The organism is Streptomyces sp. NPDC057271 (genome assembly GCF_042668715.1).
GTDB lineage: Bacteria > Actinomycetota > Actinomycetes > Streptomycetales > Streptomycetaceae > Streptomyces.
This window is the reverse complement of sequence record NZ_JBHUYJ010000003.1, coordinates 80,246-100,790: the sequence shown is the minus strand read 5'-3', so window position 1 is coordinate 100,790 and position 20,545 is coordinate 80,246. Positions and strand designations below refer to the sequence as shown.

General features: G+C 71.3%; 12 protein-coding genes. 6 read left to right on the top strand and 6 right to left on the bottom strand.

What is annotated here, in order from left to right; all coding sequences use genetic code 11:
* Nucleotides 1-7 precede the first annotated feature (7 nt).
* Both ACFUJR_RS02250 and ACFUJR_RS02245 read left to right on the top strand, forming a co-directional pair.
* Nucleotides 8-307, top strand: a complete 300-nt coding sequence (locus tag ACFUJR_RS02250) for a DUF2087 domain-containing protein (protein ID WP_383164714.1) — start codon at nt 8-10, stop codon at nt 305-307.
* Nucleotides 304-930, top strand: a complete 627-nt coding sequence (locus ACFUJR_RS02245; RefSeq protein ID WP_383164717.1) for a LysE family transporter — start codon at nt 304-306, stop codon at nt 928-930. Before ACFUJR_RS02250 ends, ACFUJR_RS02245 begins: the two co-directional genes overlap by 4 nt.
* 28 nt (nt 931-958) lie before the next feature.
* Here the strand turns inward: ACFUJR_RS02245 and ACFUJR_RS02240 are convergent, their stop codons facing one another.
* On the bottom strand, nt 959-1,258 hold the full coding sequence (locus ACFUJR_RS02240; RefSeq protein ID WP_383164720.1) for a hypothetical protein: 300 nt from the start codon (nt 1,256-1,258) through the stop codon (nt 959-961).
* A gap of 487 nt (nt 1,259-1,745) precedes the next feature.
* Here ACFUJR_RS02240 and ACFUJR_RS02235 point away from each other — a divergent pair, with 487 nt between their 5' ends.
* Nucleotides 1,746-3,380, top strand: coding sequence for a right-handed parallel beta-helix repeat-containing protein (locus ACFUJR_RS02235; protein ID WP_383164722.1), 1,635 nt, complete (start codon nt 1,746-1,748; stop codon nt 3,378-3,380).
* On the opposite strand, the gene ACFUJR_RS02230 is transcribed toward ACFUJR_RS02235, so the two are convergent.
* The 5 genes from ACFUJR_RS02230 to ACFUJR_RS02210 all read right to left on the bottom strand — a co-directional run bounded on the left by ACFUJR_RS02230 (nt 3,359) and on the right by ACFUJR_RS02210 (nt 8,809).
* The gene (locus ACFUJR_RS02230; protein ID WP_383164725.1) at nt 3,359-4,744 is read right to left on the bottom strand and encodes a UDP-glucose dehydrogenase family protein; all 1,386 of its coding nucleotides are present in this window, start codon (nt 4,742-4,744) and stop codon (nt 3,359-3,361) included. The genes ACFUJR_RS02235 and ACFUJR_RS02230 overlap by 22 nt on opposite strands.
* Nucleotides 4,745-4,766: 22 nt before the next feature.
* The gene (gene galE, locus ACFUJR_RS02225) at nt 4,767-5,795 is read right to left on the bottom strand and encodes a UDP-glucose 4-epimerase GalE (RefSeq protein ID WP_383164728.1); all 1,029 of its coding nucleotides are present in this window, start codon (nt 5,793-5,795) and stop codon (nt 4,767-4,769) included.
* A gap of 41 nt (nt 5,796-5,836) precedes the next feature.
* A complete protein-coding gene (locus tag ACFUJR_RS02220; RefSeq protein WP_383164731.1) occupies nt 5,837-7,486 on the bottom strand; it encodes a glycosyltransferase family 2 protein in 1,650 nt (549 codons plus the stop codon).
* 45 nt (nt 7,487-7,531) lie between these two features.
* Nucleotides 7,532-7,720: a hypothetical protein gene (locus ACFUJR_RS02215; RefSeq protein WP_383164734.1), complete on the bottom strand. Its 189-nt coding sequence runs from the start codon at nt 7,718-7,720 to the stop codon at nt 7,532-7,534.
* Between the two features lie 72 nt (nt 7,721-7,792).
* Entirely contained in the window at nt 7,793-8,809 is a 1,017-nt protein-coding gene (locus ACFUJR_RS02210; RefSeq protein WP_383164737.1) for a UDP-glucuronic acid decarboxylase family protein, read from the bottom strand.
* A gap of 572 nt (nt 8,810-9,381) precedes the next feature.
* On the opposite strand from ACFUJR_RS02210, the gene ACFUJR_RS02205 reads away from it, so the two are divergent.
* The 3 genes from ACFUJR_RS02205 to ACFUJR_RS02195 all read left to right on the top strand — a co-directional run bounded on the left by ACFUJR_RS02205 (nt 9,382) and on the right by ACFUJR_RS02195 (nt 20,482).
* Entirely contained in the window at nt 9,382-13,053 is a 3,672-nt protein-coding gene (locus ACFUJR_RS02205) for a LamG domain-containing protein (RefSeq protein ID WP_383164740.1), read from the top strand.
* A gap of 167 nt (nt 13,054-13,220) precedes the next feature.
* Nucleotides 13,221-19,742, top strand: a complete 6,522-nt coding sequence (locus ACFUJR_RS02200) for an RHS repeat-associated core domain-containing protein (RefSeq protein ID WP_383450190.1) — start codon at nt 13,221-13,223, stop codon at nt 19,740-19,742.
* A 35-nt stretch (nt 19,743-19,777) separates the two neighbouring features.
* On the top strand, nt 19,778-20,482 hold the full coding sequence (locus ACFUJR_RS02195; protein WP_383164746.1) for a hypothetical protein: 705 nt from the start codon (nt 19,778-19,780) through the stop codon (nt 20,480-20,482).
* Nucleotides 20,483-20,545 lie beyond the last annotated feature (63 nt).

The window sequence follows — 20,545 nt, the reverse complement described above, 5'->3', positions numbered from 1 at the left end:
TCCGCGCATGACCTCCCACCCCGTGGCGGACCTCTTCTCCGCCGAAGGACGACTGAAGGCGATCCCGCGCAGGGCCCCGCGCCGCGCGCAGCTGCTCGCCCACCTCGCCGAGACGCTCTTCGACCCCGCCCGCTCCTACAGCGAGCGCGAGGTCAACGAGGCGCTCCTGACCGTCCACGAGGACTTCCCGGCCCTGCGCCGCTACCTCGTGACCGGCGGCCTGCTCTCCCGTACGAGGGACGGCTCCAGCTACCGCCGACAGCAGCAGCCCGGCTCCCTCGGAGGCGCGATCCCGTCCGTCGCGTGACCACCGCGGTGGTGGCCGGCCTGATCGCCGGCTACGGCATCGCGATCCCGGTCGGCGCCGTCGGCGCCTACCTGGTGGCGGTCACGGCGCGCACGAGCTGGCGTACGGGCGCGGGCGCGGCCCTCGGCATCGCCGCGGCGGACGGGGTGTACGCCCTGATCGCGGTCCTCGGCGGCTCGGCGCTCGTACCGCTCCTCACGCCGGTCACGGCCCCGCTGCGCCGGGTCTCGGCGGTGGTCCTCGTGGGCCTCGCCGCCCGCTCCGCGTGGACGGCCGTACGGGCCTACCGCGCGCGGGACCTCGCGAACCGGGACGAGCGCACCGGCCCGCTCACCCCGTGGCGCGCCTTCCTCACGTTCCTGGGCATCACGATTCTGAACCCCATGACCGTGATCTACTTCGTGGCCCTGATCCTGGCGACGGGCCCTTCGGGTCCGGCGACACCCCTGGACCGTACGGTCTTCGTCCTGGCGGCCCTGGCCGCCTCCGCCAGCTGGCAGCTCTTCCTGGCCTCCGGAGGAGCCCTCCTCGGCCGAGGCCTCACCGGCCCCCGTGGCCGGCTCACGACCGCGCTCGTGTCGAGCGCCCTCATCGCGGGGCTGGCGGTCCACCTCGTGAGCTGAGCGAAGGGGCGGCGGGTGGCGCCGACCGCTACCGTCGGCCCTGACGACCGCGGCCCGCGGACCGGGAGGCGAGCAGCGCGCCGGCGACCGTGAGCGCGCCGGCCGCCATGATGCCGCCTCGGGAACGCCAGGACATGACCGACCAGCACGACTGGGCGGACAGCAGCGATCCCGTGCTCAGCCAGGAGCCGACCGAGGCGACGGACGCGGCCGAGCCGACGGAACCGACGGAGAGCACCGAACCGACGGAACCGATGGAGAGCACGGAGCCCGTGGAGCCGATGGAGAGGACGGAGTCCCGGGACCAGAGGGAGAGCAAGGCAGCCATGCCGCGATCGTAGGCACGACGGGCCCGTCCGCGTGTGATCTCCGGCGAACCGGCCCACCGGTCGTGCGTCATCCCCCGTCGGCGCGGGGCGGAGCCGGAGCGTGGACATCTCCGGCCGCCCCTCGGCGATCGCGGTGGAGTCGTCGGGGGCGCGACCCGGTGGAGTACGCCCGGCGGCTGTGGTGGCTGTCGGTGCGTCCGGCCGTGCGGGAGACGAGGGCGACGCGGCGGTCCGTCATGCGCGGGGACCGGTGAACCCGGGCTCCGTGCGTCCCGAACCGATCGTGATTCTTCATTCCTGCGCCTCATGTCATTGCCGCGATCGTCCCCTCGTGCTCTGCCAAGCTGCGAAAGCACCGTTGATTCACGAGGCAGCCAGGGAGCATGAGCGCCGATGCGGGATCGAATCGAGAAGGCCGCTGGTGTCGGGCGGCCGGCGTCCGGAGGAGACGGACCGCAGGCCTGTCGAGCGTGGGGGGTGCCGTACGTGCTCGCCACCGTTCTGCTGACCACGGCCGGCTGCCAGTCGCTGCCGGAGCCCTACGTCCCGCCCCGGCAGAACGCCGCCAAGGGGTACACGTTCTACGTGAGCCCGCACGGCGACGACGACAACGACGGCCTGGCCCCGGAGCGCGCCTGGCGGACCCTGCTCAAGGCCGACGCCGTGACCTACCGGCCGGGCGACCGGCTGCGGCTCCTCGGCGGGGCCCGGCACCGGGGCACCCTCTCGATCGGGTCGCGCGAGGCGGGCAGCGCCGCCAGGCCCGTGGTGATCGAGTCGTACGGCACGGGGCGCGCGACCATCCAGGCGGCGGGCTCGGACGGCATCTCCGTCCACAACACCGGGGGTGTCGAGATCCGCGACATCGCCCTCGTCGGCGACGCCCGCGCGTACACGACGGGTTCCGGCATCAAGTTCGTCAGCGACCGGCCGGACGAGGGGAGGCACGAGCACGTCGTGGTGGCCGACACCGACGTCTCCCGCTTCCGCACCGGCATCACGCTGGCCGGGGCCGAAGCGGGCAGCGGCTTCCGGGACGTCCGGATCACCGACAGCAGGCTCCACGGCAACAGGGACGCCGGGCTTTCCTCCACGGGCCCAGAGTTCGACGCGAAACGACCGGAGTACGCGCACGAGCGGTTGTCCGTCGTCCGCGTCGAGGCGTACGGCAACGACGGCGACCCCAAGGCCGCATCCCGCAACACCGGCAGCGGCATCATGCTCGGCAGCGTCCGTGATGCCAAGGTCCAACGGTCGGTCGCGCATCACAACGGGCGGAAGTCCTCTGCCAGGGCCAAGGAGGGACCGGAGGGGATCTGGGTCTACGACTCCACCCGTGTGGTCGTCGAGCGCAGCGTCGCCTACGCCAACCGCACCGGCTCCCAAGTGGACGGCGGCGGCTTCGGCCTGGACAACAACACGTCCGCGTCGGTCCTCCAGTACAACCTCGCCTACGGCAACGACGGCCCTGGCTACCTCGTCTACACCCGCGAGGCGACCGACGCGCACCGGCAGAACGTCATCCGCTTCAACCTGAGCCACGACGACTCCCGCAAGCTCCCGCTGTACGGGGGGATCGTGGCCTACGGCGGCCGCGTCAGCGATCTCGACATCTACCACAACACGGTGGTCATGAGGGCCACGGGCCGCGACGGGGAGGACGCACCCGCGCTCCGTCTGGACAGGGGGCTGAAGAACGTCAGGGTCAGGAACAACATCTTCGTCACGGACGGCGCGCCCGTGGTGGCCTCGAAGGTGGCGTTCAAGCCCGCCGTGGTGACACTGCAGGGCAACGACTACTTCAGCACGGGCGACTGGCTCGTGCGGTGGGGCGCCGGCAGCTTCCGGGCGCTCGGGGACTGGCGTACGACGGGCGGTCAGGAGCGGTCGGGCTCGACGCCGACCGGGACGGACGCCGATCCCTGCCTGGAAGGCACGACGGCCCCCCTCACGGGTGTGAAGGGGGCCGTGATGCTGGTGCCGGGCTGCCCGAGCGAGCTGACCGAGGCGGCGCTGAACCTCAGATCGCTCGGCGTCGATCCGGGGTCCGTCGACTTCTTCGGCGCGTACCTGCCGCCGACCGCCGCCGCGGGGGCCGCTCAGCCCACGTCGGACGAGTAGACCGAGGCGAGGTCGCCGGCCGCCGCCTGCTGGTTCGGCAGGGCCGGCGGCATCGGCCGCCCCAGCGCCCGCACGGTCCAGCCGGCGGACCGCCAGCGTGTGACGTCGAGCGCGTTGCGCGCGTCGAGGAGCGTGCGGGACGGGGTCACAGCCGCGAGGACGGAGGGGTCGATCGCACGGTAGTCGGCCCATTCGGTCAGGTGCAGGACGAGGTCGGCGTCCTCGCAGGCCTTGGACACGTCGTGGGCGTAGTCCAGGAGCGGCAGTACGGCCCGCGCGTTCTCGATGCCCTCCGGGTCGTGCAGCCTCACCTCGGCGCCTTCCTGGTGCACGGCGGCGGCCACGGCCAGCGCGGGCGAGTCGCGCACGTCGTCGCTGTCCGGCTTGAACGTGGCCCCGAGGACGGCGATGCGCCGGCCGGTGAAACCGCCGCCGACCATGCTCCGGGCGATGTCGACCGTACGCCGCCGCTGACGGGCGTTGATCCTGTCGACCTCCCGCAGGAACGCCACGGAGGAGCCGACGCCGAGGTCGTCGGCGCGTGCCATGAACGCACGGATGTCCTTGGGCAGGCAGCCGCCGCCGAAACCGAGCCCGGCGGAGAGGAACCGGCGCCCGATGCGGGTGTCGTGACCGAGTGCTTCGGCCAGCGTGGTCACATCGGCCCCGGCCGCGTCGCACACCTCGGCCATCGCGTTGATGAACGAGATCTTCGTGGCGAGGAAGGCGTTCGCCGCCGCCTTCACCAGCTCCGCGGTCGCCGGGTCCGTGCCGATGTACGGGACACCGGCGCGCAGCATCGGCTCGTACACGCTCCGCAGGATCCTGTCGGCCCGCTCCGACGAGACCCCCGCGACCAGGCGGTCCGGCCGCAGGGTGTCCTCGACGGCGAACCCCTCCCGCAGGAACTCCGGGTTCCAGGCGACCTCGACGTCCGCGCCGTCCGGGGCGAGCGCGTCGACGCGCGCGGCGATCTGCGCCGCGGTCCCCACGGGCACCGTCGACTTGCCCACAAGGAGGCAGGGGCGGCGCAGATGGGGCGCGAGCCCGTCGACGACGGCGTCGACGTACCGCAGGTCGGCGGCGGGGGAGTCGGGTCGCTGCGGCGTGCCCACGCAGAGGAAGTGGACCTCGCCGAAGTCGGCGGCCTCGCGCAGCGAGGTGGTGAAGCGCAGGCGCCCGGAGGCGAGGGCCCGGGTGAGGATCTCCTGCAGTCCTGGTTCGTGGAAGGGGGTCCTGCCCCCGGCGAGTGTGGCGATCTTCTCGGCGTCGACGTCGACGCCGAGGACCTCGTGTCCGATGTCGGCCATGCACACGGCGTGCACGGCGCCCAGGTATCCCGTTCCGATGACGGTCAGCCGCATGTCGTCAGTCCCTGTCTGGATCTCAGTCCGGGTAGCCGGACGGGTTCAGTTCCTGGAAGCGCCAGGCGTCCTCGGCCATGGCGGTCAGATCCCTCGTGGCGGTCCAGTTCCACGCCCGGGTCACGGCCGTGGGATCGGCGACCAGCGCGGCCACGTCGCCGGGGCGACGGCCGGTGATCTCGTACGGGATCGGTTTCCCGCACGCGCGCCGGAACGCCGCCACCAGTTCGAGCACCGAGGTCCCCCGGCCCGTGCCGAGGTTGAAGACGGTCATGCCCCGGGTGTCGTCGAGGTGCTCCAGCGCGACGCGGTGTCCCTCGGCGACGTCCATCACATGGAGGTAGTCGCGGACGCCGGTGCCGTCAGGGGTGGCGTAGTCGTCGCCGAAGACCCTGAGCCGGTCGAGCCGTCCCGCGGCCACCTGGGCCAGATACGGCATCACGTTGTTCGGAACGCCTCGCGGCACCTCGCCGAGCAGCCCGGACGGGTGCGCCCCGACCGGGTTGAAGTAGCGCAGGGCGAGGGCCGAGAACCCGGGGAGCCGCCGGCAGACGTCGGCGACGATCTGTTCGCAGAGCCACTTCGACGTCGCGTACGGATTGGTGGGGTCCGCCGGGTCGCCCTCGGTCAGCGGCACCTTGTCGGCGTTGCCGTAGACCGAGCAGGAGGAGGAGAACACCAGCCGGTGCACCCCGTGGTCGTGCATGGCGCGCAGCAGCGCCGTCGTACCGCCGACGTTGGTGTCGTAGTACTCGACGGGCTGTTCCACGGACTCGCCGACGGCCTTCCTGGCGGCGAAGTGGATGACGGCGTCGAAGGAGTGGTCAGCGAACACCGTGGCGAGCGCGCGCCGGTCGAGCAGGTCCGCCTCGTAGACGGCGACCGGGGCACGGCCGGCGACCTTCGCGATGCGCTCCACCGCGCCCGGGGAGCTGTTGGAGTAGTTGTCGACGATCACGACGTCGTGACCGTGGTCGAGCAGTTCGACACAGGTGTGACTGCCGATGAAACCGGCGCCGCCGGTCACGAGCACGGTGGAGGAACCGGGCATGGAGCACCTTTCGCGGGGTGGGGGGATGGACGCGGGCGGGGTCACACGACGCCGAGGACTCCGGCGAGGTAGACCGGGTACAGGACGGCCGCCAGGGTGAGCGGGAGCAGGCAGGACGCGCCGGCGAGCAGCGGCAGCCATGCGGTGCCCAGTGCCCGGTGGGCGCGTACACCGGCCGCTCTGGCGGTCTCGACGATGTGCAGCGTCGCCACGGCGAGGGTGACCACGGCGTACGAGAGGGAGCCGAGGATGCTGAGGAAGACATAGCCCGCCGCCGGTCCGGTGAGCTCCCCGACGATCGCCGCGGACGAGAGCCCGAGGCTGATCAGGACGTACGGGAGGACCAGGCGCAGCGGGAGCGGTTCGAGTCCGTCGCGGGACTTGGGCGTCACCTTGAAGGTGATGGGCCGGGGCCGCAGCCGCTGCAGCAGGGCCGCGGCGATCCCCCAGATGACGAACGGCCAGCGGGCCAGGACGAAGAGCCACTGTTCCCAGCTGAACACGGGAGCGTCGTGCGGGCGCAGCAGCCCGCGGCGGCGTGCCAGCAGGGTGAGGAGGACCAGCCACACCGACATCGCCCAGAAGTGTGCGAGGAAGCCGAAGTAGTTGACGTTGATCCAGGAGCCGCCGGTGGCCGCCGCGATCGGGGGCAGCGCCAGGCCGCCGAGCGTCGCCATCGCGAGCAGGGGATAGTACGTGGCGATGAGGCCGAACCTCAGCCGGAGCCTGCGGCTCATCCGGTCCAGGTGCTTCGGCAGTGTGCCGAAGAGCAGGACGGCCAGACTGCGCGACCACTGGAACTCCTGGGTGGCCATCGCGGCGAACGTGAGCGGCCCCTCGCCGTGTGCCTCGGCGTCGATCGCGAACGCCCCGTGCCATCCGGCGGAGTTGAGCAGGAACGTGGTGGAGAAGTCCTCGGCGAGTTCGGGGCCGATCCCGCCGACCTCCCGCAGCGCCTGGGTACGGACCGCGTAGTGGGAGCCGATGCACAGGGGCGCGTACCCCTCGGAGTGTCCGAGCTGGAAGGCCCCGTGGAACACCGCCTCCCGGTACGGCCTGCCGCGCGCCGACCACGAGGCGGCGGCGTTGGAGTCGCAGACGCTGGGGGCGGCGACGTAACCGATCGCCGGGTCCGCGAAGGGCCGCACCACTTCGCTCAGATAGCGCGGGTGGGGCACGTGGTCGCAGTCGAGCTGGGCGACGACGTCGTAGTTCTCGTATCCCCAGTGGTCGTAGAAGTGGGCGAGGTTGCCCTCCTTGCACCGGGTACGCCGGGGCCAGGTGGAGCGGTGGTAGTCGGCCCTGCCGCGTCGGCACGACAGTCCCACCCCGTTCTCCCGGCACCAGGCCTCGATCTCCTCGGTGGGGTCCTCGTCGCAGAGCCAGACGTCGTAGGGGTACGGGAACCTCTGGTCGAGCATCGCCTGGAGCGTGGTCCGGGCGACGTCCCAGTGCTCCGAGGGCGCGCGCGTCACCACGAACGCGGTCCGCAGGCGCGGGACGGCGATCGCCGGGTTGAAGCGTCGCATCCGGAGACAGACGAAGACGAAGTGGAAGGGGAGGACGGTCAGGTAGACGAGGAGCGCGCTGTTCAGGATCAGCCCGGCCCAGCCGACCCGGTGCTCCGGCTGCAGCCACCAGGCCCAGAACCAGACGAGGCCGGCCAGCCAGCCGATGCTCAGCAGGGTCACCTTGAGCCGGTCGGCTCGCGGGAACTGGCAGACGAAGCTGTCGGCTCAGGTCGACGCGGCGCGTGGGGGGTGTGCGAACTCCGGCCCGTCGGGGGAGACGCGGACGACGTTCCCGGCGGAGAGCTCCTGGATCTCGTCCCGGAGCGCGTCGGGCGGTGTCGCGGCGATCGTGGTGGTGATCGGCGCGGTGTGCGTGCCGGTCTCGGGGACAGGGCCTGGCGGGGCCTGCGTCATGAGTGTGCTCCGGGAGGATCTCGCGTGGAGTCGGTCGTCGGTGGGTGCGGGCGCGCCGGGTCCGGAGTCCGGTCAGCCGACGGGAACGGTGTCCTGCTGGCCGACGGGAACGGTGTCCTGCCGGCCGCCCCGGATCGCCGCGGCGCCCACGGTGATGTCCTCCGGACGGGCTCGGAACCAGGCGACGGTCCTGCGCAGCCCTTCCTCGACCGTCACTTCGGGGTCCCAGCCGAGGTGTTCCTGGGCGCGGGTGATGACCGGGCGCCGGCGGGTCGGGTCGTCCGTGGGAAGCGGGTGGTACTCGACCTGCGACATCGAGCCGGTGAGTTCAAGGACGAGGTCCGCGAGTTCGGCCACGGTGCGCTCCTCGGGATTCCCGAGATTGACCGGGCCGGTGGCCGAGGAGTCCAGCATGGCGACGATTCCGCGGATCAGATCGTCGACGTAGCAGAAGCTGCCTGTCTGCTTGCCGTCCCCGTAGACGGTGAGCGGTTCACCGGCGAGTGCCTGCGTGATGAAGCTGGAGACGACCCGGCCGTCGTGCGGGCGCATGCGGGGGCCGTAGGTGTTGAAGATGCGGACGATCCCGACGTCGACGCCGTGGCTGCGGTGGTAGGCGAGCGAGACGGCCTCGGCGAACCGCTTGGCCTCGTCGTACACGCTGCGGGGACCGACCGGGTTGACGTTGCCCCAGTACTCCTCGGTCTGGGGGTGGATCAACGGGTCGCCGTAGACCTCGCTGGTGGACGCGAGCAGGAAGCGGGCTCCGTGGCGCTGGGCCAGGCGCAGCATGTTCTCCGTGCCGCGGCTGCCGACGGCGAGGGTCTGCAGCGGTCGGCGGAGGTAGTCGGGCGGGGACGCGGGGCTGGCGAGATGGGCGACGGCGTCGAGCCGGTCCGGGACCTCCACGTCCTCGCACACGTCGGCGAGGAGGAATTCGAACTCGGGAAATTCATACAGATGTGCGATGTTCTCCGGTTTACCCGTGCTGAAGTCGTCGATGCACACCACGGCGTCTCCACGCCTCAGTAGTGCCTCGCACAGGTGCGACCCCAGGGATCCGCCGCCACCGGACACGGCAACGCGCATGGCTTCTCTCCAAGGATGACAGGAACGAGCGGACGGCGGTTTCTGAACTGACCGCGAGAAAATCCTGTGGGCACATAGAACGCTTTCCTGATTGACCGTCAGGTCGGGTTTCCGCTGTTCGGGTGCCACGCGAATGGGGGCACGACCCGGCCGAGCCCGGTGCGACGTCGCTGTCGTGCGGCGCAGGCCGCTCGGGCGCACGGCCGGGCGTGCGGATCGTTCACTCGGCCGTGTGGCGGTCGTGCCGCGCGCGTCGGGGTGCCGCTCTCGCCCTCGGTCGAGCGGGCCCCGCCGGACCCTGCCGGACCCTGCCGCACGGCACGTCGTCCGGTACGTCGCCCGGCACGTCCCCCCGCCCGGGTGAACGCCCGCGCCCGTGAGTCGGATCACGTGTGCGGCGTTTGCCCCCAGATCTTCGGCCAATCCTTGACGCTGTGTGAGATACCGGGGTTCAATCCGGCGACTCATTGCGATCTTCAGACGCAAACGATGGGGGTGGAGACGTGGGGTCTGGCAGACAGCTTGGCAGATCGCGTTACAGACAGGGGAGTTCACGGACCGGTGGGGCCGCTGTGGCGCTGGCGACAGCGGCGTCCGTCCTCTTCGGGGTGATCCCGGCCGGTACCGCCCTGGCGGCGGAGAAGACCGAACCCGCCGGGGCGACCGCGACGACCGGGACGTCGGACGCGGGTCGCGCGCTGAAGGAGGCCAAGGCCTCCGGGCACCGGGTGGAGGTGACGAGCGAACGCTCCGAGCGGACCACCGTGTTCGCGAATCCGGACGGCTCCACCTTCACCCTGGAGGAGTCGGTCGTCCCCGTGCGCGTCGCCGCGCCGGGCGGTGGCTGGCGGACGCCTGACGCGACGCTGGTCCGGCGGTCCGACGGATCGATCGGACCGAAGGCCGCCGCGGCGGAGATGTCGTTCTCACGCGGCGGGAGCAAGGACGCGCTGGTCTCGATCGCGGAGTCCGGGCGCTCGCTGGCCTTCGAGTGGCCCGGCAAGCTGCCCACCCCCCGTCTTGAGGGCACGAGCGCGGTCTACCCGGACGTGCTGCCCGACGTGGACCTGAAGGTCACGGCGACGGTGGAGAGCTTCCAGCACGTGCTCGTCGTCAAGACGCCGAAGGCGGCGGCCGATCCCAAGCTCAGGTCCCTGACGTTCGGCCTGCGCACCCAGGGGCTCTCGGTCCGCAAGAACGCGTCCGGCGCGCTGACCGCCGTCGACGGCGACGGCCGCACGGTGTTCAAGGCACCGCCGGCCCAGATGTGGGACTCGGCGGGCAGGGGCGCGGCCGGGCGGTCCACGCCGGCACTTCTGAAGGGGACGGCCCGCAACCTGGTGGCCGCCCCGTCGGCGCCGGGAGAGCCCGGTGCCTCCGTCGACGCCTCCGAGACCGCCCCCTCCGGCACCGGGCGCGCGCCCGGCCAGGGGGACAAGGTCAAGCGGATGGGCGTGAAGCTCACCAGGAACTCCCTCGCCGTCGTGCCGGACGCGGCGATGCTGTCGAGCACTCCCGCCGCCGCGTTCCCGCTGTTCATCGACCCCACGGTGACCTGGGGCGAGGCGGAGCGGACGCTGCTGCGCAGTGACGGCTACGAGTCGTACGGCTGGGGCAACGGCAGCGACAACCGGGGTATGGGCGCGGGCAAGTGCGGTACCTGGAACGGGTACTACTGCGGGCCCGGCTACGTGCAGCGGCTGTACTTCGAGTTCTCCCCGGCCAGCCTCAAGGGCAAGAACGTGCTGGACGCCACGTTCCGGGTGACCGAGCCGTGGGCGTTCCAGTGCGATCCGCGTACGGTCGACCTGGTCCGCACCGACAACATCTCCTCGTCCACCACCTGGTCCTCGCGGCCCAAGGAACTGGACTGGATGGTCGACCGGAGCGTCTCGGCGGGCCGTGGTTCGCTCTGCGACCCGGACTCGCCGGACGCGCCGATCGAGTTCAACGACAACCCGGCCGAGACGAACGAGAACCTCACCCCGACGGTGAAGTCGTTCGCGGCGGGCAAGTTCTCCCGCCTCACGCTGGAGATCCGCGCGCACGACGAGTCGGACACCTCCGCCTGGAAGCGGTTCAGGAACGACGCCGTCCTCGCCGTGAAGTACGTGGCACTGCCCGCGCTGCCCACCGGTGTGGGTGTGGTCAGCGGCAACGGCACGGTCTGCCCGACGAACTCCAACGACCCGGCCGTCATCAGCGACCCGACGCCTGCCGTCAACGGCCGGCCGCAGACCGCGGCGGGCGGTGAGTCCGGCGCCAACCTGCGGATCCGGTGGCGTACACAGAAGTGGGACGGCTCCGCGTGGGTGACCGCGCACACCGATGTCGACGGCCCGAGCAGCGGGTACACCGGTGACAACGTCAACCAGACGAAGAGCCTGCCGACCCTGGCCGAGGGCGTGAAGTACCGGCTCCTCGCGCTGACCATGTCGTACTACGAGGACGGCTCCAACCGGCTGAACACCGGCTACACGACGCCCTGCTACTTCACCATCGACACCACGGCACCCAAGGCGCCCAAGATCACGATGGGGACGCCGTACACCGAGTGCCTGCCGAACTCGTGCGTCGCCGCAGGCGGCCCGGGTGTCTCCTCGCTGGTCACCTTCACGCCCGCCGTCGGCGACACCAACATCACCAACTTCCAGTACCGCACCACGGAGCAGGCCGCCTGGACCAACAAGTGCAGCCCCGGCGTCCCCTGCATCTTCAAGGCCACCGTCACACCGGACCGCTCCGGCACGCACCGGCTGTACGTGCGCGCCGTGGACTCGCTCGGCCGCGCCGGAGCCCAGCAGGTCATCGACTACCTCGTCGCCGCCGGTGAGGGCCCCGTGGGCCGGTGGAGCTTCGGCGAGGCCTCCGGTGCCGCCGTCGACAGCGGTGCCGACGCCACCCGCCAGGACGCCACCCTCTCCGGGTCGGCCGTCCGGGACGACCGGGGCCGCCGCGGGGTGCTGACCACCGACGAGGCCGGCGTCCCGCTGCCTGGCGGCCCGGTCACCGACCGCGGTCTGCTCCTGAACGGCACCGGCCACGCGGCCACCTCCGCCCCCGTCCTGGAGACCCGCTCCGGGTACTCGTTCTCCACCTGGGTCCGGCTGGACAGCAAGGACGCCACGGGTGTCGTCCTCTCCCAGGACGGCACCAACTACAGCCCCTTCGTGGTCACCTACGAGAAGCCTTACGACACCTGGTACTTCGGGGTGAAGGAGAAGGACGAGGTCACGGCCGACGCGTACTGGGGCCGCAAGGCCGTCACCCCGGCCCGGATCGGCGTGTGGACGCACCTCGCCGGCACGTACGACCCGGCGGCCAAGAGGCTCCAGCTGTTCGTGAACGGGAAGCTGGAGGCGGTCAACACCAACGTGGTCGGCTCCTGGTCGGCGACCGGCCCGATGCAGTTCGGCCGCTACAAGTACAACGGCCAGTACGGTCTGCCGTTCAAGGGCAGCATCGACGAGGTCGCGGTCTGGCAGCGGGTCCTGTCGGCGCAGGAGATCGCCGACGAGGCGAAGCTGCTGACCTCGCAGACGTACGCGGGCGCCGAACTCGTCGCCGACTGGAACGCGGCCGACGCCACCGGCGCCACCGTGCCCAACTCGGCCGCCGGGTACGGCCCGGCACTGACCCTGTCCGGCGGCGCCACCGTCGCGGGCGGCGAGATCGTCCTCGACGGCGTCGACGACGCGGCCACCGCCGCCGGGCCGCTCCTGGACGACATGGGATCCTTCACGGCGACGTCGACCGTACGGCTGGACAGCGCGCAGCTGCTGACCAAGCCCGTCGGCCACACCGGCCAGGTCTTCGGCCAGCGGTCGGCGAACGGGTCGGCCTGGGGCTTCTGGTTCCAGCTGACCGGCAAGGACACCGCTCTCGACCCGGAGACCATGGAGGAGACGACCACTCCCGTCGGCAAGTGGCACTTCGGGCGGCTCAACTCCGACGGAACCTTCTCCTCGGTCGTCTCCGACGAGGTCGCGGCCATGGACAGCCTGGTCCGGCTGACCGGCGTGTACGACGCGCAGGACGGCACCATCAGCCTCTACCTGGGCCACAACCAGAACGGCGAGGCCAAGGCGTTCACCGCCCAGGTCGGTTCCGGTGACTTCGCCCTCGGCAAGGGCTTCACCTCCGGCGCGTGGGGCCACCACCTGCCCGCGCGGATCGCCGAAGTACGGCTCTGGGCCGGGGCGATGGCGAGCCCGGACCAGATCGAGACCACCGTCGGCGACTGACCGACGGCTCTGAGGGGCGGGTGGTTTCCGGACCGGAGGCCACCCGCCCCTGGTGTACCCACGCGTCCGGCGCACCGGTGCGTGGTCTGTTCCCCAGTTCCCTTCGGAAGCCGGTTCCGGTTCGTGGTTCCGGTGTTTCTCTCACGTTCACAGGGGTGGATCCACAGATGTCGACAGGCATGGGCAGATTCGACAGAGGGGGCGGTGGCGGCGGTCGCCGCGCACGGACCCTCGCGGCCGCGCTGGCGTTGGCGCTGGCCGTACCGGTCGGCTGGACGCCGGTCGCCCAGGCGGCGGGCCCCGGCGGCCTCGGCCGTCCCGACGTACCCGAGCAGCGGGTCAGCAAGGTCAGGGAGATCACGGGCGGCGGTGCGAAGAAGGCCCGCGACCTGGTCGCGAGGGAGCGGAGGGCCAACGACGGCCAGGCCGCGAAGGCCGCCCAGGAGCAGCGGGCCGCCTGGCCGTCGCGCGGTTCGGCGGAGCTGCCGCTCACGGCGGGCAGGGCGCGCAGCGCGGAGCCCGGCGGGCTGCCGGTGACGCTGACCCCGAAGCCGGGCAAGGCCGGCTGGGCGCCCGGCGCCGACGCGCGGGTGACCGTCCTCGACCAGCAGGCGACCCGCAGGGCGGGAGTCACCGGTGTCCTGCTGACCGCCGAGGCCGACACCGCCGGCACGGCGAAGGTCACCGTCGACTACGGCTCCTTCGCCTCCGCCGTCGGCGGCGGCTGGTCCGGGCGGTTGCGCCTGGTGACCCTGCCCGCGTGTGCGCTGACCACCCCGGCGAAGGCCGAGTGCCGGACGCAGACCCCGGTGACGTCGCACAACGACCGGGCCGCGCAGACCGTGTCGGCCGACCTCGCGCTCGCCGAAGCCGCCGGCGGCCCGTCCACCCAGCTGCTGACCGCCCCGGCCGCCGCCTCCGGCGCGACCGTGTTCGCGCTCACCGCGGACGGTGTCGGCGGCGGCGAAGCCGCCAACGGCTCGGGCGACTTCGCGGCGACCCCGCTCGCCGCGTCGTCCTCCTGGGAGGCCGGCTCCGGCTCGGGCTCCTTCACCTGGAACTACGGCTTCACCCTGCCGCCCGCCGCGGCCGGCCCGGCGCCCTCCCTCGCGCTCTCCTACGACTCCGGTTCGGTCGACGGCCGCACCGCGACGTCGAACAACCAGGGCAGCGCCGTCGGTGAGGGCTTCTCGCTCGGTGAGTCCTACATCGAGCGCAGCTACGGCAGTTGTGACGACGACGGGCACAAGGACGTCCACGACCGCTGCTGGAAGTACGACAACGCCCGGCTCGTCCTCAACGGCAGGTCCGACCGGCTGGTCAAGGACAAGACCAGCGGCGCGTGGCACCTGGAGGGCGACGACGCCTCCACCGTGACCCGTCACACCGGCGCCGACAACGGCGACGACAACGGCGAGTACTGGACCGTCGTCACCGCCGAGGGCACCACCTACACCTTCGGCAGGAACAAGCTCGACGGTGCCGGCACCGAGCGCACCCACAGCACCTGGACCGTCCCCGTCTTCGGCGACGACACGGGCGAGCCGGGCTACGACAAGGGCACCGCGTTCGCGGACCGGGCGCTGACCCAGGCCTGGCGCTGGAACGTGGACCTCGTCGAGGACCCCTCCGGGAACGCCTCCACGTACTGGTACACCGCCGAGTCGAACTACTACGAGAAGAACAAGGCCACCAAGGCCAGCACCTCGTACGTCCGGGGCGGCTACCTCACCGAGGTCAAGTACGGCCTGCGCAAGGGCGCCCTGTTCACCGACACCGCCGACGCAAAGGTGACCTTCGGCCACGCCGAGCGGTGCACGGTCTCCGACTGCGGCTCGCTGACCGACGCCACCTCCGACAACTGGCCGGACGTCCCCTTCGACGCGATCTGCTCCAAGGACGACACCGACTGCAAGTCCGGCGGCCCGTCGTTCTTCTCCCGCAAGCGCACCACGAGCATCGACACCTTCTCCTGGAACGCCGGCAAGAACGCCTACGACCCGGTCGACTCCTGGGCGCTGAACCAGAAGTACCTGGACGGCGGCGACATCGGCGACAGCTCCGACCACGTGCTCGCGCTCCAGTCGATCGTGCGCACCGCCAAGGCGGGCACCGCGATCGAGCTGAAGCCGGTCTCGTTCACGTACCACATGCGGCCCAACCGGGTGGACGGCACGGACGACATCCTGCCGCTGACCCGGCCCCGGATCTCCACCGTCACCTCCGAGACCGGTGCCATCACCACCGTGTCCCTGTCCGCGCCCGAGTGTGTCCGCGGCGAGGTCCTCGCAGCCGCCCCCGACACCAACACCCGTAGTTGCTACCCGCAGTTCTGGAACATCAACGGGGCCGAGGACGCCTCGATCGACTGGTTCCACAAGTACCGGGTACTGGCCGTCACCGTCTCCGACCCGGCCGGCCAGAACGACACCGTCGAGAACTCCTACGAGTACAGCGGTGCCGCCTGGCACCACAGCGACGAGCCCTTCACCCCGAAGGACGAGCGGACCTGGTCCGACTGGCGCGGCTACCGTCAGGTCACCGCGTACGGCGGCGCCCTGAACACCACCCGCTCCAAGACCGTCTCCCTGTTCTTCCAGGGCATGGACGGCGACAAGAAGAAGGACGGCACCACCAAGTCCGTCAGCCTCGCGCCGCTCTCCACGCCCGCGCTCGGCGTGGCCTCCGTCGCCGACACCGACGCCTTCCAGGGCAAGCTGCGGCAGAAGGTCACGTACGACGGAGCCACCGCCATCGGCGCGGAGGTCCACAAGCCGTGGCTGAAGGAGACCGCCCGCCAGGACGTCCCCGACGCCGCCGACCACGTCGCCCGCTTCGTGCGCGTCGGCGAGTCCACCAGCTACACCCTGCTCACCGCGTCGAACACCTGGCGCGCCCACACCACCGTCACCGACCACGACGCGTTCGGCATGCCGTACAAGGTCGAGGACCGGGGCGACGACGCCAAGAGCGGCGACGAGACCTGCGAGTACACCTGGTACGCCAGGAACACCTCCATCGGCCTCGTCTCGCTGGCCTCCCGTACCCGGACCGTCGGGCGGTCCTGCACGGTCGCCGACGCCGACCTCGACCTGCCCGCCGACGGCACGCGCCGCGGTGACGTGCTCTCCGACACCGCCACCGCCTACGACGGTGCCGCGTGGTCGGCAACGATGAAGCCCACCAAGGGCCTGGCGACCTGGACCGGGCGGGCCAAGAGCTACGGGACGGACAACCAGCCCGTCTGGCAGAAGCTCTCCACCACCGGCTACGACACCCTCGGCCGCCCGGTCAGCCTCGCGGACGCCCACGACAAGGCGACCACGACCGCCTACACCCCGGCCGACCAGGGCCCGCTGACGAAGACGGTCACCACCGACCCCAAGGGCTTCAGGACGACGACCTTCCTGGACGCGCGCCGTGGCCAGCCGCAGCGCAGCTACGACGCCAACCTGAGGAAGACCGAGACCGCGTACGACGCCCTCGGCCGTCTCACCGACGTCTGGCTGCCCGACCGCAACCGGGCCGGCGGCTACGCGCCCAGCCAGAAGTACACGTACAGCATGTCCAACACCAAGCAGTCGTGGGTCTCCACGGCGAGGCTGAAGAAGGACGGCACCACCTACAACACCTCGTACACGATCTTCGACGCGCTGCTGCGCCCGCTGCAGATCCAGGCGCCCACTCCGGACGGCGGCCGGCTCCTGACCGACACCCGCTACGACTCGCGCGGCCTCGCCTACGAGTCGTACGAGGAGATCTTCGACACCACCTCGACCCCGAACGGCACCTACACGCGGGCCGAGTACGGCGAGGCGCCCAAGCAGACCGAGACCGTCCTCGACGGCGCCGGCCGGGCCACGACCAGCACCCTGCTCGTGTACGGCGTGAAGAAGTGGTCGACGTCCACCACGTACACCGGTGACTCGACCGCCACCACCGCCGCCGAGGGCGGCACCGCGACCCGGACGATCACCGACGCGCGCGGCCGCGCCGTGGAGACCCGCGAGTACGCGGGGCCGCTGCCGACCGACACGCAGTACGGCGGCGCCCTCGGTGTCACCTACGCGTCCACCCGCTTCGGCTACACCCTGGACGGCAAGCAGACCGGGGTGACCGGCCCCGACGGCGCCCAGTGGACCTACACGCACGACCTGTTCGGGCGCGAGCGCGTGGTCGGCGACCCCGACAAGGGCTCCTCGACCACGTACTACGACGCGCTCGACCGGCCGACCAAGGTCACCGACCCGCGTGGCACGGTCGTCACCGGCTACGACGAGCTCGGCCGCGTCACCGGCACCTGGACCGGTTCGGTCACCGACGCCAACCAGCTCACCGGATACACCTACGACACCGTCCTCAAGGGCCAGCGGGCCAGTGCCACCCGCTACGTCGGCGGCAAGACCGGCCAGGCGTACACGCGGTCGGTGACGGCCTACGACACCATGTCCCGGCCCACCGCCTCGACCCTCACGCTGCCCGCGACCGATCCGCTGGTGACCGCCGGGGTACCCGCGACCCTCTCGTACAGCAGCTACTACAACATCGACGGCTCGCTGCAGAACACCACCGAGCCCGCGCTCGGCGGACTGGCCTCGGAGACCGTCGCCTACGGGTACGACGACCTCGGTCTCGTCACCTCGATCAGCGGCTCCACCGGCTACCTCCTCGGCGTCGACTACTCGGCCCTCGGCCGGGCCCAGCAGCTGACCCTGGGCACGGCGAACACCGAGGCCGTGAAGAAGACCTACGTCACGAACACCTACGAGGAGGGCACCGGCCGGCTGACGCGCTCGCACGTCACCGACCAGACCCACCCGTACATGCTCCAGGACCTCAACTACACCTTCGACCTGTCCGGCAACATCACCTCGATCACCGACCCGACGCTGCTCGGCGGCGCCGGCAAGGCCGAGACCCAGTGCTTCGCATACGACGGCCACCGCCGGCTCACCGAGGCCTGGACCCCGTCCTCGCAGAAGTGCTCCGACCCGCGCAGCGCGGCGTCCCTGTCCGGCCCGGCGCCGTACTGGGACTCGTACACGTACAACACCGCGGGCCAGCGCACCTCCGTCACCTCGCACAAGAGTGCCGGCGACACGAAGACGACGTACTGCTGGACCGCCCGTAAGCACACCCTGAACGGCACCAGCACCAGCGGAGACTGCGCCGCGCCCGACCGCTCCTACGTCTACGACGACACCGGCAACACCACCAGGCGTCCCGGCGCCACCGGCGCCCAGGACCTGAAGTGGTCGGAGTCCGGCCAGCTCACCAAGGTGACCGAGGGCGCCAAGGCCACGGACTACCTCTACGACGCCGACGGCACCCTGCTCGTCCGGGCCACCAGCGGCGGCGAGCGGATCCTGTGCGCGGGCGCCACCGAGGTGCACCTGCGGGCCAACGGCACCACCTGGGCCCAGCGTTCGTACGCCTCCGGCAGCATGAACGTCGCCGTCCGCACCAACCAGTCGGGCGCCCAGAAGGTGTCCTACCTGGCCGGTGACCACCACGGCACGCAGAGCCTGGCCGTCGGCTCGGACAGCAACCAGACGTTCACCAAGCGGTACACCGGCGTCTTCGGCGAGAACCGCGGCACCGTCACCGGGGTCGCCTGGCCGGACGACAAGGGCTTCCTCGGGAAGACCACCGACGTCACCACCGGTCTGACGCACGTCGGCGCCCGCCAGTACGACCCGTCCATCGGGCAGTTCATCAGCGCCGACCCCAAGCTGACCCTGGACCAGGCCCAGTCGCTCAACGGGTACGCCTACGCCAACAACAACCCGGTCTCCCAGTCCGACCCGACCGGCGAGAGGGTGCCCGAGTGCGACAACCCGAGCAAGTACGGGATCACCTGTAAGGGCGGCATCCCGGTCTCCAGCGGCGGCGGCGCTCCCTGCCCCAGCCTGACCAACCCGCAGTGCCCTGAGTACCAGGGCGGCGGCGGTGGCGGCGGTGGCGGTGGCGGCGGTGGCGGCGGCGGCGGTGGCGGTGGCGGCGGTGGCGGTGGCGGCGGTGGCTGCGACGCCGCCTGCCAGCGCGCGCTGAACCACATCGCCAAGAAGTGGAAGGGCGGCCTCTACCAGGCGCTCGGTGTCGACCTCAAGAAGTACGTCCAGGTCCTCACCCACGAGACCACCCCGTGCGTCGAGGGCGCCATGGTCTCCTCCGGGGTCGCGGCGGGCTGTGCCGACGTCGCCGGCATCGGCTCCACCGACACCTGGAACGACCTGCTCAACGAGTGGCTGAACGGAAAGGGCGGCAACCGGGCCTTCGGCGTCGGCAGCTTCATGACCCAGCAGCTCGCCGCCAACAAGCACAGCCTCAACGTCATCAACCAGCTCAAGAGCCAGATCGAGTCCGCCGACTACGACATCGACCCGGCCAAGCTCGGAGGCAGATCCTCCTACAAGGACCCCAAGACCAACTTCTTCAACGACATCACCGGCATGCTGACCGACGGGGCGAAGGGGTCGGGGGTTCCCGAGGCGTTCATGGGCTCCTACGATCAGATCCACCAGGTCATCAACGTCAACAAGCGCGAACGCTCCTTCACGGTCGCCTTCGCCGCCTACAACGAGACCGGTACGGAATCCCTGACGCACCTCATCCCGGACATCGGGCAGGGCAAGCAGATGGGCACCCTGCACCAGACCTACTACTGGACGATCACGGTCGGTCCGTGACCGGCCGCTGACCGACGATGAGAGAGGGGACGGAAGTGGCAGTGCCTGTGCTGGACCGTCTGCCCGTACGGGCCCGAGGCTCGGTGCACCGGGCGTTCCGCGTGCTCGCGCTGCTGCTCCTGCTCGCCGCGGCCGTCGACCTGCTGTCGAACCTGGTCCCGCGCCAGGCCTCGATGCGGGAGCTGCTCGACGACGTGCGCGCCGGCCGGACCTCGGTGGTCCACGTGTTCTACACCGCACCCGACGCGGTCGGCGTGCGGTGGACCACCGGGTTCGCCGGCGACAGGGAACTCACCCACCGCTTCGCGACCCTTCCGGGGGGCGAGGGCGGTGAGGCCGAGTTCGAGGAGCTCGTGCGGGACGAGCTCGGCACCACACCGGTCGCGTTCGACCGTAAGGATCCGCTGGAGAGGCTGGGCGGGCTCGCCTCTCTGGTCCCGGTGCTGTACTGGCGGTTCATATCCACCACCTGGCTCGCCTGGGCCGTCCTCGCGGCCGGGGTGGCCGTGCTCGCCGACATCGTCGCGCGAGCACGGCTCCGGGCGCCGAGCGCCGGATACTGGCTGACCGCGTGCCTGGTGTTCGGAGCGGGATTCCCCGCCTACCTGTGGTCGGAGCCGGCGGCGCTGTGGCGCCCGGCGGCGGACGGCCGCATCACCGGCGGCGGAGTCGTGGGCCGTACGGCCCTGTGGGCCGCGGGCTTCGCGGCGCTCGCTGTGACGATGGTCGCGATGCGCTGACCACGGCGCACCGCTGCGCGACGGCGCCGTGGTCGGGGGAGGCTCAGCCGCCCCCGGCCACGG

Bases quoted from the DNA above. Each gene is read 5' to 3' on its own strand.
- ACFUJR_RS02250 (WP_383164714.1), top strand. From the start codon at position 8: ATGACCTCCCACCCCGTGGCGGACCTCTTCTCCGCCGAAGGACGACTG.
- ACFUJR_RS02240 (WP_383164720.1), bottom strand. From the start codon at position 1,258: ATGGCTGCCTTGCTCTCCCTCTGGTCCCGGGACTCCGTCCTCTCCATC.
- ACFUJR_RS02230 (WP_383164725.1), bottom strand. From the start codon at position 4,744: ATGCGGCTGACCGTCATCGGAACGGGATACCTGGGCGCCGTGCACGCC.
- galE (WP_383164728.1), bottom strand. From the start codon at position 5,795: ATGCCCGGTTCCTCCACCGTGCTCGTGACCGGCGGCGCCGGTTTCATC.
- ACFUJR_RS02215 (WP_383164734.1), bottom strand. From the start codon at position 7,720: ATGACGCAGGCCCCGCCAGGCCCTGTCCCCGAGACCGGCACGCACACC.
- ACFUJR_RS02210 (WP_383164737.1), bottom strand. From the start codon at position 8,809: ATGCGCGTTGCCGTGTCCGGTGGCGGCGGATCCCTGGGGTCGCACCTG.
- ACFUJR_RS02200 (WP_383450190.1), top strand. From the start codon at position 13,221: ATGTCGACAGGCATGGGCAGATTCGACAGAGGGGGCGGTGGCGGCGGT.